Source organism: Gramella sp. KN1008, assembly GCF_004332155.1.
Lineage (GTDB): Bacteria > Bacteroidota > Bacteroidia > Flavobacteriales > Flavobacteriaceae > Christiangramia.
Genome location: NZ_SJDV01000005.1, coordinates 181,223 through 196,621, shown reverse-complemented (window position 1 = coordinate 196,621; position 15,399 = coordinate 181,223). Strand labels below are relative to the sequence as shown.

Below are 15,399 nucleotides of genomic sequence, written 5' to 3'. Positions count from 1 at the left end.
TAACGAACAAATATAATAATTCGCATATTTTTAACAGGTTGCGGCAACCTTATAAGCCCTGAAGTTATCAACAAATTATGTGGAAAAACCCGAACCGTTAAAGATTTCCTTATCGGTTCGGGTTGGCTATATAAATAGTGAAGAAATTACACTTTCACAGCTTCCTTTTTCATACCAGGAGCAACATGGGTTTCGTTCGCTCTTCCACTTGGATCGAGATCCTTTTGCCATTTCGGCACCCATCTTTTTACAGTACTCGCCGCTGCATCCTGCGGGAAATGCTTATGAAACAATTCTCTGTAAAAATAAGCTTCCTTTGTAGCAGGAGTATTCACAGGGTACTTAGATTCGGCCATAGCCATTTGAGTATCGGTAACCTGCCTAGATGCATACTCAATAAGCTGATCTATCCAGTTATACCCAACACCATCGCTAAACTGCTCTTTTTGCCTCCATAGAACCTCATCTGGCAGGAATGGTCGCTCCGGAGTATCAAAAGCTTTTCTAAGCACATACTTTTCCACCCCATCGTAAGTTACCGGCATCTTTGACTCCGGAACCATTTCCATTGCCGTTTTCAGGAAGGCTTTATCCAGGAATGGGACTCTAGCTTCAAGTCCATGGGCCATAGTAGATTTATCAGCTCTTAAACAATCGGCTGTTGCCAGTCTCTGAACTCTTCTAATTGTTTCCTTTTGAAATTCTTCTGCTGAAGGAGCGTTCTTGAAGTATAGGTAACCTCCAAATATTTCATCTGAACCTTCACCTGAAAGCACTACTTTGATCCCCTTCTCAGCAATAGCTTTAGACAGGAAGTACATTGGCGTACTTGCTCTTATCGACGTCACGTCATAGGTCTCAAGATGCCAGACTAACTGACTAAGAATATCAATCCCTTCCTCTACCGTAAAATGAATTTCATGGTGCTCTGTATCTAAAAAGTCAGCTACCTTTTTTGCTGCTATCAGATCCGGAGCTTCCGGATCTAATCCTATAGAAAAAGAATGTAATTTCTGCCCGCTACCTTCGATCAAACGAGCCGCAATAGATGAAGTCAGGGATGAATCAAGTCCGCCACTTAAAAGTACTCCTAAAGGAACATCTGCCATCAATCTTTTACGAGTTGCCTCGATAAGACTTTCTCTTAGTTTTGTAAGATCGGCCGGCTGAACCGCTTTTTCAGATTCAAACCAATCAGGCTTGTAATATCTAACAAAACCAGTTTCAGGAGTATAATAGTGTCCAGGAGGAAATGCTGCAAATTCTGTACAATGATCTGCCAGAGCTTTCATTTCGCTTGCAAACCAGAGCGCTCCGGTTTCATCGGTCCCATAATATAGTGGCTTCACCCCAATAGGATCCCTGCCCGCAATAAAATCATCACCATCCACAACTACAAATGAAAAAACACCGTCCAGCATATCCACAAAATCATAACCGTATTTCTCATAAAGATGAACGATCACCTCTGAATCTCCTGTAGTTCTGAATGTATGATCCTTTAGTTCATTATTTCTTAAATCCATGTGGTTATAGATCTCACCATTATGAACCATCCATGCTGAGCTGGTTCCCTGGATTGGCTGAATCCCGGTAGTAAGGTCTACGATTGAAAGGCGTTCGTGCGCAAGCACATAACCCTTTTCAGTAATTTTTAATCCGCTTTCATCGGGTCCCCTGTGAGACATTCTTTTGGAAAGGCTTCTGATTTTTGCCTTTTCAAGATCTTTTCCGATAACTGCTAAAATTCCACACATGACATTTAATTTATAATTACAAGGCAAATATGGGTCTATAGTTATTATCAGAAAAGCATATATTTGTTATTGGTTTCATTTATTAATCAATTAATTTTAATTTTATACAAAAAGAAACCAAAAGCCGATCATATTCGGCATAATTCTTTCATATGTAAAACCTAAATAAATTTAACAGCTTGTAAGCACTTTTTTAACAATTAAGCCAAAGCGCTTAAGCTATATTTAATCATTCATTATTAATTCTAAAAATCACCACAATGAAAAGACTATTTCTAGGAGTATTCGGTATAGTATGTATGTTAGTCTCCAATCCGGCTATGGCCCAGGACAAAGACTCACCTAACTTTGCCAAACTGGACGCAAGCCCAATGGACCTTGTATTGTTCAGAAACCAGAACGATGAACCTATCGCCCGGGTAATTTATAGTAGACCCCAAAAAAGAGAAAGAGAGATCTTTGGGAAATTAGTTCCCTACGGAGAGGTATGGAGAACAGGAGCTAACGAAGCTACTGAACTTACATTCTATAAGGACATGAAGGTAGCGGACGTTACTGTTGAAGCAGGAACTTATTCTTTATATACCATCCCGAAAGAAAAAGAATGGACGGTTATACTCAATAAGAATACTAATACCTGGGGCGCTTATGAATACACCGATGAGGATGATATGGTAAGGATAACAGTACCTGTAAGACAGTCCCCTAATACCATTGAAGCATTATCTATGGCTTTTGAAGAAGCTCCCGATGGAACCAATTTACTTATAGGCTGGGATGACAGTTACGTAAAAGTACCTTTCAAAAATATGAAATAGGCTATTATTCCCTATATAAATTAAAACGCTCTTCTAAAAGGGCGTTTTTTTTATGGTATATTGAGATATTTATGAGTTTGAAGAGAAACCTTCCACTTTGGATTCTCCATAACATATTCCACGATAAGAGGCATCATCTTTTCACGATTACTCCATTCCGGCTGCAAATAAAGAATACAATCTTCACTAACCTGTGCTGCCTGCTCTTCAGCGAATTTGAAATCGTGTTTATTGAAGATGATAACTTTCAGTTCATTTGCCAAAGGATAGATCCCCGGCTTCGGTAACTTTATCTTTTTGGGAGATAGGCAGATCCAATCCCAGGCTCCGGTAAGATCATAAGCCCCGGAAGTCTCTATATGGATACTGCAACCTTTATTCTTAAGCCCCTCTGTTAACTCTGTCATATCCCACGTAAGCGGCTCTCCTCCAGTCACCACAATAGTCTTGCTGTACTTAACAGCATTTTCAATTATCTGACCTACGTGTGTTGGAGGATGTAATTCAGCATCCCAGCTTTCCTTTACATCGCACCAGTGACAACCAACGTCACAACCACCAATCCTTATAAAATACGCAGCGGTTCCTTTATGGAATCCTTCTCCCTGAATTGTATAGAATTCCTCCATCAAAGGGAGCATGATCCCTTTATCTACCAACTGCCTTGTCTCTTCTGAAATCATAGCCTGCAAAGATACAGAATATCTAAGTTTTATATCCCTTCAGGACGAATGATTATCAGGAGCCTATTTAATCGAAAATAAGGGCATTCTCAACCTTTCCTGATGCTTCCTCCGGTTTTAGAAGAAAACCATTAATTACAGCAAATTCTATAATTCCGTCTTTCTTTAGAAAAAAACTTGCGTTTCTTCCCGGCCTTAAACTGGTATTCAACTGAAAGTTCTCTGAAACAAGATTTACAGGATAGACAGTATGATCTATGTTTTCAGGTAATTTTTTCAGCTTGATATAGCCTATGCCCTGACTCAGAAGGTTTGAAAAGTCCAAATCCTTTAAAGAAGCAGTATCTGTCAGTGTTTCAGAATAAACCTCCCCTAAATGCATGGAATAGCCTTTCGCATCAAAAGTCTCATAAGCATAACTGGTAGAAAGATCTCCCTGATCCACCACCTGTGAGGAATAATAAAAATCGGTATTGTCTTTTATATCCAGTTCATTTTTGTTGATCCCAATATCAAGAATGTACTCTTCCCCTTCCAATTCATAGGTCACCTCCTTAAGCTTAAGATCGAAAAGCATCCGATCGTTATTTGGAATCTTTTCATAGTCTTCCAGATTTGCCTTTTTAAAATCCCCTGCAGCTATGGAATGCAATGCTGAGAGAATAGCTACGAAATTCAATTTCCTTATTTCTTGCTTTTCCCGGTCTTCCGGATATCCTCCTGACTCAATAAGAATAGTACTGGTGCCCCATTTTTGAATATTATCCCCAAAGGCTCTGGGTTCGAAGTCGTCATTATACCTTCCCACCTGTCCAGGTGCATATTCCTGAAGGATTTGATCCATTACAACTATAAGTTTCATGGCATTGGACCTCACTTCATTGATATCCTTTTCATAGTTAAATGCCGGAGCTAAAAATGAGATGCTGGCCGGCTCCTCAGTTCGTTCCGCATTATAATATCGGCTCTGATCGTGCAGATTAAATCCAAAATCTGCATCCAGGCTATCCCGTACACTTTTAAGCGTACGGCTTTCAGGAGACTGTAATCGAAGTGCATCCCTGTTTATATCTACCCCCAGAGCATTGCGGCGGGTGAAGACCTCGGCTCCATCAGGGTTCAACATCGGCAGAAAATGGATTTTCAAATTCTCCAGCATCAATGCTTTTTCCTGCATAAATTCTTCAGATTCAAAAAAGTTTAGAATGTCAAGAATTGCCATAGTAGCGGTAGATTCATCTCCATGCATCTGAGACCAGAGAAAAACATCTGTATCCCCATTTCCGAGGCTAATTAGATTCAGACTTCTACCCTCAATGGATTCTCCTACCTTATTAATCTCAAAACCGGACTTCTCCCTGTACTTTTCAATCAGGGGCTGAAGATCTGAATGTTTGAATCTTCTTGTGCTGATATTTTCATTTTTGAACTGATCATATTCTTCGCCAATCCTCTTAGCGAATTGGGAAGTTTGTGCTTCTGTATTCCCAAAAAAGAAGAAAAGCATTACAAGAAAGAGGGCACTTATCCTATTTTGTTTCATCATTTAATTTTTAGGCACAGGTTTAAAGTTAAGGTTTTTGACCGCTTTTCGAATCTCAGCCATAAAATCATTTCCCGGATCAGTTTTTTGAGTCCTGTATCCTTCATCGACTTCCAGCCAGAGCTCGTGGTCTTCAAAATTGGTGTATTCGTAATGTCCTAAAAGATATTCAATATCGTATTTCTTCTTAAGATATTTCACCAGCTTAATATTTGCTTTTAGCTGAGCTTCGGTTAAAGGTGTGTCTGCTGTCCCTCCCACATTCTCAACACCAATAGCCACATGATTGAGCCCTATTACATGCCTGGCCATAGTTGTCTCTGGCATCAACCTGTAGATACTACCATCACGATCTATAAGAAAATGTGCGGAAACATTCAAACTACCGGCACCTGAAATCTCACTTCGGTGACCCGGCAACTCAGGATCTTTAAATGCATTGAATGATCTTTCTAAATCTGGGATGGCCGTCCAATGCAGGACTATCATCTTCGGATCGATCTTAGGTTCCTCCTGTTCAAGATCATATCTTTCCTCTAGATATTGAAGGCTTAACTGTTTTCGATTTTCATCAAAAACGATAGGCTTATCGATGATTTTCGGGCCAGCACAGCTACAACATAGCAGAAGGCAGATCAAAAGCTTTTTCATATTATTTCAATTAAAAAAGGCCCCGCTTTTAACGGGGCCCCTGAATATTATTCAAATTCTATTCGTCCCAGAAAATAGGATCCAGTAAGGTTACATCAGGAACATTACTTCCATTTCTGCTAACTTCTGAATCGGGATAACGGAGTCTGCGAATAAATTGACCATTAAGATCCGGATTTAAATTTTCTGGTAGATCAAAATCTTCATAAGCATAATCATATCTTCTTGCATCATTCCAGGCTTCAGGATGAAGGAATAGAGCTATCCATTTTTCCTTAAATATATCAGCCATAGTAAATGCATCCACTCCCATAGCAACTTCAGGATTGCTTAAATAGGCATTGATTTCTGAATCAGGAACACCAAGTTTGGTCATGTGTGCACGAATACCGTCTAAATAAGCCTGATAAGAACGTGCTTTATCTATCCCGAAGGCAGCTTCAGCTTCTATAAACTTTTGCTCAGCATAAGTAGCAATTAGGACCGGCGAAGTTGGGTTTGTATAAAAATCACCTTCAACAAGTGTTGAGCGCTCACCCTGCTCTGAAGCACTTCCACGACCTGCGCCATTCACCGTACCTACATATTCCCCTTCATCTGTTGTACCAATCATGTATGAAATTCTCGGATCCATAACCCCGAATGTAGTTCCATCAGTCGCCTCTACAAATTGTTCAGAGATCCAACCACCTAAAACAAGGTTAGCATTACTTCTGGCAACCTGAAACCATGGATTATTTGCCTCTTCAAAATACTCTACCTGAGCATCGTCGCCATTAGAGTCAAATCCAGAATCTAAAGCAGTTAGGACTTCAGTTGGACTATATGCCCCAGTTTCGCTTAAATGATTCAAATAACGAGCCTTAAGCATATATGCAAATTTTATCCATTGGTTTGTATCGCCACCATATATAAAATCGTCAGAACCCATGGATGCATCACTATCTATTGAAAGATTTGAAATACCTGAATCTAGTAAATCAAATATCCGAGAATATAGAGCCTCGTCATCATCATAAGAAGGCGTTACAGTTTCAAAGTTGAAACTTTGGCTAAAGGGAACATCGCCAAACAAATCTACCGTCATAGCAAGATTAAGGGCCATTAACACCTCTGCAGCACCTTCGTAATGTGGCGCATTGTTTTCATCGGCAGCTAAAATAAGATCATTAAGATCGGTCATGACCGCATATAAACTCCCCCATGTTCCATCGAAGCTTAGCGGATCCATAACATCTGTTCCACTGGCCGGATTAGGAGAAGCTAAATACTGTACGTAGTATGAGGTTGAACTTCCTATTCTAAAAACGTTTTGTGAAGTTTCATATGTCACATTTGACATAAGACCTGCCAGTGGCGCATCGGTTGGGTTATTTGGATTATAATTAATATCCAGATAGTCATCGCAGCCAGCCGCTATAAAACAGAAGCCCAGCATTAAAAATTTAAATATTCTATTAAAATTCTTCATAATCAGTATTTTTTTAAAGGCCTACATTAAGAGTAAAGAAAAAACTTTGGACACCAGGGTAACCAAGACCAGTAAACCCAGTAGCGTTTCCTCCGGCTCCTGCGCTAAATGATTCAGGATCGAATCCGTCCCATGGCGTATAAAGGATGATATTATTTGCCGCCACAGAAATCCTTGCAGTTTCGATAGGAAAAGCATTCAAAATATTATCTCCAAAATTATAGCCCAGAGTGATATTTCTCAATTTAATAAATGAAGCATCATGAACAAAATTTTCACTCATCCTGCGATAAGTATTCCTGTAAAAACCTGCTCCATAATCGCGCCCATCAGGACCTTCTCCCTGTCCAAGCCATACTTCCTGTGTATTAGGTGTGCCGTCTGCAAGCACACCATCAAAAACCCGGGTTTCATTTCTGTCCAGAGTATATTCTGCAATACCAAATGCTGCAAAGAAGTTATCATACTGACTATATTGATCTATACCTGCTCTAAAGTCGATGAGAAAGGAAAGGTCAAAATTCTTATAATCAAAACTATTCCTTAGACCACCAATCCATTTTGGAGTAGAATTACCAAGCACTTTCAGATCGAAATTAAGCTCAGGAAATCCGTTTTCACCAATAATAATCGGAAGATCTTTGTTTAGATAAATATCATCATCATTTGCTCCATATCTTGCATAACTACTTCCCCATAAATTTCCGTAAGGCTCTCCTTCGGTAAGTATAGAATAAACCCTACTTCCAACATATCCAAATTGACTTCCAAGTTGGATTTGCTCAATCCCTTCTCTAATACTAACTACTTCATTTTGGTTATAGGCCGCGTTGAAAGAGATTTCCCATGAAAAGTCTTCAGAAGTAACCGGTTTTGCATTGATAATAAATTCAAGACCTTTATTCTCAATCTCCCCGGCATTTGTAATAAATGTAGAGAACCCTGAAGTCTCTGAAACCGGGACTGGGATGATCTGATCTTTAGAATTAGTTTTATACCATGTTAAATCTAGACCTAATTTATTATCAAAGAATCTAAGATCTGTACCAAATTCAATTGAAACAGTACTTTCCGGAAGTAAGTTTAAATCACCAAACTGATCATTTCTGGAAAATCTGAGTTGGCCATTCAATGGAACACCAACCGAATTATAGGTTTGTCCAATTCTGTATGGATCAGTATCCTTTCCTACTTCGGCGTAAGATGCGCGAAGTTTTCCAAAACTTAAAAGGTCTGACTCCAAGGATTCAGTGAATACATACCCCAGATTTATCGAAGGATAGAAAAAAGAATTATTTCCTATAGGCAAGGTAGAAGTCCAGTCATTCCGGGCTGTAATATTCAGAAATAGCATATCGTTATAATCTATACTTAAATCACCATATAGTCCCACCAATCTACGTTTTCTTAAATATTGATCATTGGAAATCTGGCTAGCATAATTAAGATGATAGAAGCGGGGAATTACAAAATCCACACCGGTGGCATCAACTCTTTCATAATCTCTTTGAAAGACATCATTACCTATTCTAAGTGAAGTAGTAAGTTTATCTGTCCAGTTATTTTTAAATGTGAAAAAAAGGTTTGAGTTCAAATCCCGGCTTTCTATACGTGTTTCCGTAATGTAACCTGTTGAACTTAGGGGCCGCTCACCTTCAATTCCAAGAGGACCGGGAGTAATTTCGGTTCTTGAATCGGTAAAATAGTCGGTCCCGGCTATGTAATTAATATCCATCCATTTAAAAGGCTCATAGGTAAATTTCAAATTGCCAGTAACACGATTAACTTCATCTTCAAAAGTGCTAAATCTTGCGTCATAAATTGGATTAGTATTGCCTCCAATACTTTTCATCGTGCCATCCTCATTAATGTAGTCATTAATATCCTGCATCGGCGTGTTATAAACAAGCCTTTCCATAAACCGGTCATGAGGCACGCGGTTACCACCGGATATCACATAACTAATATTTGCTCCAACTCTGAATTTTTCATTGAATTTAAGCTCCCCATTAAGACGAGCGGAAGTTCGGGACCATTCACTAAAGGGAATTATTCCTTCTTGAGTAAGATGTCCTAAAGAAGCATAGAAATTCGCTTTTTCATTTCCTCCTGAAATATTGAAAGCATTATCAAATTGCACTCCTGTCCTCATAGCCTCTCTCCAGATATCACGAATCTCAGCATCAGGATCTATCTCTCTAATTTCATCAATCGAAGGACCCCAGTTAGGCCAGAATGAGGTTGGATCATAGACACCTGCAAAGCCCTGTCCATAAGTTTCCTGAATATTTGGATATTGGTTAATGTCTTCAAATCCAACACTTGAAGTGAAATTGATTCTCACATCGCCCTCTTCACCCTTTTTAGTAGTTATTATCACAGCGCCGTTTGCAGCACGAACTCCATAAAGTGCGGTAGCAGCAGCACCCTTAAGTACGTTGATAGATTCAATATCGTTTGGATTAAGGTCTGCAGCTCTATTAGATAATCCTCTTGGTGTACCACCACTTTCTGTAGTAGAGTTATCCATCGGCACCCCATCTATTACGAACAGGGGCTGGTTATCTGCACCTGGATCCAGAGAATTTATTCCTCTAATAATTATCCTTGCACTTTGCCCTGGAGCACCACCAGAATTGGTAATTTGAACACCTGCTGCCTGGCCTTGTAAAGCAGCTACAATATTAGGCTGTTTCGTACGAGTGATTTCCTCTCCACTCACTTCCTGTACAGAATATCCAAGAGCCTTTTTTTCCCTTTCAATACCAAATGAAGTCACAACGACCTCGTCAAGGCTTTCGAGATCCTGGAGCATCTGAATATTTATAACGGTCTGGTTTCCAACTTGAACCTCCTGGCTCTCAAAACCAATAGAGGAAAAAATAAGAGATGCATTCTCACCTACATCAATAGAATAATTACCATCAATGTCGGTAACCGTCCCCGAATTGGTTCCCTGAATGATTACATTCACACCAAGCAGGGGCGTTCCATCTTCCGCAGAAGTCACAGTTCCGCGAACAGTACGTTCCTGAGCCAACAGATTTGCTGCCTGAAAAACAGCAAAAAGGGCTAATAAAATAAATTTGTTTCTCATTAGATAGGTGTTAATTTTTTGTGAATTAGATTTTAAATATACCTATTTTGTTAATTAAACACCTAATTTATATAATAAATACATAAGCTTTTATTAAATTATTTTGAGAATGAGGTACATTTATAAACGTTTTGATTTAACCATTAGAGTTTTCGATTTTATGAGGCTACCTATATTCTTATTGATTAAATATTCCCTTTTATTTCTTATTCTTTTAGTGTTATTGGGTTCATGTTCGCCGCTGAGAAGCGTAAATAAAAAGATCCAAATGGACCTGGAGACCTCCTCCATCTTTAAACAGAGCTTTTCCGGACTCGCAATTTACGACCCCCAGGAAGACAAAATGCTCTATCAGTATAATGCCCATAAATACTTCACCCCCGCTTCCAATACAAAACTATTTACTTTTTATACCGGCCTTAAAATACTGGGAGACTCAGTTCCTGCTCTTAAATATTTGAAGAAAAATGATTCTTTAATTTTCAAAGGAACAGGAGACCCGTCTCTTTTGAATCCTGACCTGCCGGAATCGGAAGTCTTAAAATTTCTTAGCGACACCAAGGCAGACCTATATTATTATCCTCCCCTTTTTACTGAAAAGTATTTCGGTCCGGGCTGGTCGTGGGACGATTATAATTATGCTTATTCCGTAGAACGTTCAGTCATGCCCGTCTATGCTAACAGGGTGATATTCGAAATCGATAACAAGAATGCTCTCCATCTGAGGCCTGCAATATTTAAGGATTCAATTTCAATCTATAACGACTATGAACGCAGACCTGGTATAACGAGGCATATCTCGTCCAATTCCTTTAAGATTTACAAAGGAAAAGAAGAATACATAAGAGAAGTTCCTTTCAAATATTCCGATCGCACAATGGTGGCAATTCTGCAGGACACTTTAAATAAAAAGATCGAAATTATTCATGAAATACCTGATGGCGCCGAATTTGAAAAAACCCTCTACAGCATTCCTACTGATAGTATATACAAACGAATGATGGAAGAGAGTGATAATTTTATCGCAGAACAGATTCTGCTCATGACGGCAGATAAGATTTCTGACACTTTAAAAGCGGAGATAGCTATAGATTATATGAAGGAGAACTACCTTAAAGATCTGCCTGATGAACCGGTGTGGGTAGACGGATCAGGACTCTCCCGATACAATCTTTTCACTCCCCACACTATGGTTAAATTAATTGAAAAGATCAGCGAAGAACTACCACAGGAAAGATTATTCAATATGCTGGCCACAGGCGGAAAATCGGGCACACTTAAAAATTACTATAAAGCCGACACCCCTTATATCTTTGCTAAAACGGGAACCCTAAGCAACAATCATAGTTTAAGTGGATTCCTTAAAACACGCTCGGGAAAAATCCTCATATTTAGCTTTATGAATAGCAACTATACCATACCCACCTCTAAATTAAAGGAAGGAATGGAGATTATCCTCGAAAACATCAGGGATAATTATTAATTTCAAGCTCACAAAATCAAAGAAATGGAAAGAAGAAAGTTCATTCAAAATATCGGAGTTGGCAGTCTTGTCATTCCTTTAAGTTCATTTGCAACCGGTGACAATAGCTTTAATTATATTGATTCCCATTCAGATCTTCTAATTCCGGAGGCTTTAAAAGAGGGTGACACCATAGGGATTGTGAGTCCCGCCAGTGCTATTTTCGAAACGGAGCCATATGATATTGCGAAAGAAACTTTTGAAGCTATGGGGCTAAAGGTGAAATTCGGCAAGTTTACTTCGAATCGTTATGGCCACCTAGCCGGAACCGATGAAGAAAGAGCCGAAGAACTAAATGAGATGTTCCGGGATAAAAACATCAAGGCGATTATTGCTCTTCGTGGAGGCTCAGGTTCAGCCAGAATACTGGACAAACTGGACTACGAAGCTATCAGAAAAAACCCAAAGATCTTTGCTGGCTACAGCGATATTACCGCTCTTCACCTGGCGATTTATAAAAAAACAAAACTTGTAACCTTCCATAGCCCGGTAGCGGTTTCAACCTGGAATTCCTTCAGCTATGATTATTTCAAAAAACTCCTTTTTGAAGAAGAGGCAATCACCTATAAGAACCCGGATTCCAAAGGAGACCAGCTTGCTCAGACAAAGAACAGGATAAGGACCATCACCCCCGGAACCGTAAAGGGAAACCTACTTGGTGGAAATCTTTCAGTCCTTACAGGAATTATGGGTTCCGGATTTTTTCCTGAAGATTGGAAAGGAAAAATATTATACCTGGAAGATGTTGGAGAAAAGATCTATGCAGTAGACAGGATGATGTCGCAGCTATACCTGGCAGGAGTCTTTGAACAGATCAGCGGATTCGTCTTTGGGAAATGTACAGACTGTGATCCCGGAGGCAGCGGATATGGTTCTCTCACTTTGGAAGAGGTGATAGATCATTATATCAAACCGCTAAATATTCCGGCATATTCTGGTGCAATGATCGGCCATATTGATGATAATGCCACTATCCCAAATGGGATCGAAGCCGAAATAGATGCGGCTATGGGAACTATACAACTTCTTAGCCCGGCTACCAGATAGGCGTTAACTAATTATTTCGCATCTTCAATTCATATTGATAGATCTGCCTGCCAAGTTTGGCCAGAAAAGGTATACCAATGCTTTCGAATTCATATTCGTTATCATTGAAGATCTCATTCTCATTCACGAGAATGGTGGCAGATAATATGAACTCCACATCATTATCAGGATCATGGATATAAGCCGTTTCGGTCAGGGTGCCGTAGGCATAACCTACCTTATTATAGATCCTGACATTTGAAGTTATTGGTTCTTTAGAATCACCATATATAAAGAACTTACCATAACTATCGTAATATTCGCTTTTATCATATCCTGCTTCCCGGGGATAGGCAGACATTGCCTCCAGCAAAAACACTCTGTCCTTTTCGTTTAAATTGAATCTTTTTTCTTCCTTAAATTCTTCCGGAAAGAACAATTGTTTCATCAACTGATGCTGAACTCTTAACGGAAAATAATTCTTAAGTCCAAAACTGAAAGCTCCCTGTTTCAAGGAGTCATTTTCAAAATAGCCGGCACCTTTTTCTATACCCCTAAGTTTCAGAATGGCGGCTTTTTTATTATTAGTAAAAGGTAGTTCGTAAGTTTTATTCCCCTTAAGCCGAAAAATTATCTGTTTTGTAACCGTATCCAGGGAAGTCTCCCCGGAAAACCGATGAGATATTCTAACGGGTTGAAGTCCTTTCTCTCTCAGTTTTTTATTTATATAATCCTGGCCCAGGAATTCAAATAAGCGGTTATACGCATCATTATCGCTTACTGCGAATACGGATCGGATATCGTCGGCTATCGTATGAGAAATACTATCGTTCAGGATATGATATTCAGTTTCTTTGGTAATCTGAACGCCCGAATTCTGAAGCTCTTTTATTTTCTCAAGGGAAAGTATTGCCACAGGCAGTTTCACGGTGCTGGCCGGGTAAAAATAAGTACTGTCATCTACCCTGAAATTTGAATTTTTGAACAAAACCCCATCATTAGAGGCTCTTACTACCGAAGAATACAGGACCTGAAGTTCATATTTATCTGCATTATCGAAAATATTTTTAAGTTCAGGTTTATTCGATACTTCCAGTGTCTCAAAAATTCGAGTCTGGCTATACCCCCAATTACATAGGAATACCAGAAACAGATATTTTACAACTTTCATATTGTTAGGCTTTCCTTCAAATATATTATTAATTTAAACGAGGTGAGCTTCCGGTATTTAGCATATTTTCTAAATTATTCTTTTCCTACAGTTCCACTGTTTTACCAATTTTATGATAAATTAGCTTTTAATGGAAAAGAAGCAGAAATTCATCACCTCCATTCAGGAAGGTTATAAACCTAAAGGAGACAGCATCTATCTTGGTGCCGGGATGTATGAAGGTGAAGTTATTTCTCAGGCAGCGGTACGTCTTCCATTAAAAACCATGAACAGACACGGTTTGATAGCCGGAGCCACAGGTACCGGCAAATCCAAAACCCTGCAGATCATCGCGGAGAATCTTTCTGAAAAAGGTGTCCCCGTTCTTCTTATGGATGTAAAGGGAGATCTAAGCGGACTGGCAAAACCATCTGATGGAGCTGAATTCATTGATGCAAGACATAAATTACTGGATTTTCCATTTCAGCCTCAGGCTTCTCCGGTGGAGATCCTGAGCCTTTCAGATGAGCCGGGCATACGTTTAAGAGCTACGGTTAGCGAATTTGGACCGGTTCTTCTTTCAAGGATACTAGATCTCTCAGACACTCAAACCGGCATAATTGCTATCATTTTCAAATATTGTGATGACAAACATCTTCCGCTCCTGGACCTAAAGGATCTGAAAAAGATCATTCAGTATTCAACGGAAGATGGAAAAGAAGAATTTGAAAAAGAGTATGGAAGGATCTCCACGGCGTCAACGGGAGCCATCTTAAGAAAGATAGTAGCTCTGGAACAACAGGGTGCTCATCGTTTTTTTGGAGAAAGATCCTTTGAAGTAAACGATCTGATGCGAAAAAACTCAGAGGGAAAAGCTTATGTAAATATTTTGAGGCTCACCGATATTCAGGACAGACCCAAGTTATTTTCAACTTTTATGCTTAGCCTGCTCGCAGAGATATACTCAACATTTCCTGAAAAAGGAGATATGGACAAACCAGAACTTGTAATGTTCATAGACGAAGCCCATCTTATTTTTGAAGAGGCTTCAGATGCATTGCTGGATCAGATAGAAAGCATTATAAAACTGATTCGATCCAAAGGGATTGGAATTTATTTTGTCACCCAGAATCCGGCAGATATTCCGGAAGAAGTATTAGGTCAGCTGGGCCTGAAGATACAGCATGCCTTAAGGGCGTTTACCGCCAAAGACAGGAAAGCCATAAAACTTGCTGCAGAAAATTATCCCATTTCAGAATTTTACGATACCAAAAATATGCTTACCTCGTTAGGTATAGGTGAAGCCCTGGTTTCGGCACTTGATGAGAAGGGAAGGCCATCACCACTAGTGGCTACTATGCTTAGGGCGCCTATGAGCAGAATGAACATACTTTCGGATATTGAACTTGAAAAACTTATAAAACAGTCTGAAATTCTGCCGAAATATAATGAAGAAATTGACCGAGAAAGCGCTCATGAGATACTGACGAAGAAAATAGAGATTGCCGAAAAGGAAGTAGCAAAAGAAAAGGCTAAAAAAGAGAGAAAAGAAGTAATTAAATCCGGTTCCCCTAAATCAAAAACGGAAAGCGCAGTAATAAAGGTTCTTACAAGCGCTACCTTTATTCGGGGAGTATTGGGAATATTGAATAAGATTTTAAAATAAAACTATCCAAATTAA

At 39.3% G+C, this 15,399-nt stretch carries 11 protein-coding genes; 4 read left to right on the top strand and 7 right to left on the bottom strand.

Features of this window, described 5'->3' with window-relative positions:
• Positions 1–146 precede the first annotated feature (146 nt).
• On the bottom strand, positions 147–1,757 hold the full coding sequence (gene asnB, locus EZJ28_RS11120; protein ID WP_131397835.1) for an asparagine synthase B: 1,611 nt from the start codon (positions 1,755–1,757) through the stop codon (positions 147–149).
• A 260-nt stretch (positions 1,758–2,017) separates the two neighbouring features.
• On the opposite strand from asnB, the gene EZJ28_RS11115 reads away from it, so the two are divergent.
• Positions 2,018–2,575, top strand: a complete 558-nt coding sequence (locus EZJ28_RS11115) for a DUF2911 domain-containing protein (RefSeq protein WP_131397833.1) — start codon at positions 2,018–2,020, stop codon at positions 2,573–2,575.
• A gap of 50 nt (positions 2,576–2,625) precedes the next feature.
• Here EZJ28_RS11115 and EZJ28_RS11110 read toward each other — a convergent pair whose 3' ends face one another.
• From EZJ28_RS11110 to EZJ28_RS11090, 5 genes are all read right to left on the bottom strand, one after another.
• Positions 2,626–3,258: a 7-carboxy-7-deazaguanine synthase QueE gene (locus EZJ28_RS11110; RefSeq protein WP_131397832.1), complete on the bottom strand. Its 633-nt coding sequence runs from the start codon at positions 3,256–3,258 to the stop codon at positions 2,626–2,628.
• Between the two features lie 67 nt (positions 3,259–3,325).
• On the bottom strand, positions 3,326–4,804 hold the full coding sequence (locus tag EZJ28_RS11105; RefSeq protein WP_242670110.1) for a M14 metallopeptidase family protein: 1,479 nt from the start codon (positions 4,802–4,804) through the stop codon (positions 3,326–3,328).
• Entirely contained in the window at positions 4,805–5,452 is a 648-nt protein-coding gene (locus tag EZJ28_RS11100; protein ID WP_131397831.1) for an N-acetylmuramoyl-L-alanine amidase, read from the bottom strand. It lies immediately after the preceding gene.
• 58 nt (positions 5,453–5,510) lie between these two features.
• Complete coding sequence (locus EZJ28_RS11095; protein WP_131397830.1) at positions 5,511–6,923, bottom strand: SusD/RagB family nutrient-binding outer membrane lipoprotein; 1,413 nt, start codon at positions 6,921–6,923, stop codon at positions 5,511–5,513.
• 13 nt (positions 6,924–6,936) lie between these two features.
• Positions 6,937–10,020 (bottom strand): SusC/RagA family TonB-linked outer membrane protein, encoded by a 3,084-nt coding sequence (locus EZJ28_RS11090; protein WP_131397829.1) that lies wholly within the window; start codon positions 10,018–10,020, stop codon positions 6,937–6,939.
• A gap of 268 nt (positions 10,021–10,288) precedes the next feature.
• Between EZJ28_RS11090 and dacB the strand changes: the two genes are divergently transcribed.
• Together dacB and EZJ28_RS11080 are read left to right on the top strand one after the other, a co-directional pair.
• Entirely contained in the window at positions 10,289–11,503 is a 1,215-nt protein-coding gene (dacB, locus tag EZJ28_RS11085; RefSeq protein WP_242670109.1) for a D-alanyl-D-alanine carboxypeptidase/D-alanyl-D-alanine-endopeptidase, read from the top strand.
• Positions 11,504–11,527: 24 nt separating this feature from the next.
• Entirely contained in the window at positions 11,528–12,589 is a 1,062-nt protein-coding gene (locus EZJ28_RS11080; RefSeq protein ID WP_131397828.1) for an LD-carboxypeptidase, read from the top strand.
• A gap of 7 nt (positions 12,590–12,596) precedes the next feature.
• Here the strand turns inward: EZJ28_RS11080 and EZJ28_RS11075 are convergent, their stop codons facing one another.
• Entirely contained in the window at positions 12,597–13,739 is a 1,143-nt protein-coding gene (locus EZJ28_RS11075) for a serine hydrolase (protein ID WP_131397827.1), read from the bottom strand.
• Positions 13,740–13,869: 130 nt separating this feature from the next.
• Here EZJ28_RS11075 and EZJ28_RS11070 point away from each other — a divergent pair, with 130 nt between their 5' ends.
• Complete coding sequence (locus EZJ28_RS11070) at positions 13,870–15,384, top strand: helicase HerA-like domain-containing protein (protein ID WP_131397826.1); 1,515 nt, start codon at positions 13,870–13,872, stop codon at positions 15,382–15,384.
• Positions 15,385–15,399: the final 15 nt, after the last annotated feature.

Bases quoted from the DNA above. Each gene is read 5' to 3' on its own strand.
- asnB (WP_131397835.1), bottom strand. From the start codon at position 1,757: ATGTGTGGAATTTTAGCAGTTATCGGAAAAGATCTTGAAAAGGCAAAA.
- EZJ28_RS11115 (WP_131397833.1), top strand. From the start codon at position 2,018: ATGAAAAGACTATTTCTAGGAGTATTCGGTATAGTATGTATGTTAGTC.
- EZJ28_RS11110 (WP_131397832.1), bottom strand. From the start codon at position 3,258: ATGATTTCAGAAGAGACAAGGCAGTTGGTAGATAAAGGGATCATGCTC.
- EZJ28_RS11105 (WP_242670110.1), bottom strand. From the start codon at position 4,804: ATGATGAAACAAAATAGGATAAGTGCCCTCTTTCTTGTAATGCTTTTC.
- EZJ28_RS11100 (WP_131397831.1), bottom strand. From the start codon at position 5,452: ATGAAAAAGCTTTTGATCTGCCTTCTGCTATGTTGTAGCTGTGCTGGC.
- EZJ28_RS11095 (WP_131397830.1), bottom strand. From the start codon at position 6,923: ATGAAGAATTTTAATAGAATATTTAAATTTTTAATGCTGGGCTTCTGT.
- EZJ28_RS11090 (WP_131397829.1), bottom strand. From the start codon at position 10,020: ATGAGAAACAAATTTATTTTATTAGCCCTTTTTGCTGTTTTTCAGGCA.
- dacB (WP_242670109.1), top strand. From the start codon at position 10,289: ATGGACCTGGAGACCTCCTCCATCTTTAAACAGAGCTTTTCCGGACTC.
- EZJ28_RS11080 (WP_131397828.1), top strand. From the start codon at position 11,528: ATGGAAAGAAGAAAGTTCATTCAAAATATCGGAGTTGGCAGTCTTGTC.
- EZJ28_RS11075 (WP_131397827.1), bottom strand. From the start codon at position 13,739: ATGAAAGTTGTAAAATATCTGTTTCTGGTATTCCTATGTAATTGGGGG.
- EZJ28_RS11070 (WP_131397826.1), top strand. From the start codon at position 13,870: ATGGAAAAGAAGCAGAAATTCATCACCTCCATTCAGGAAGGTTATAAA.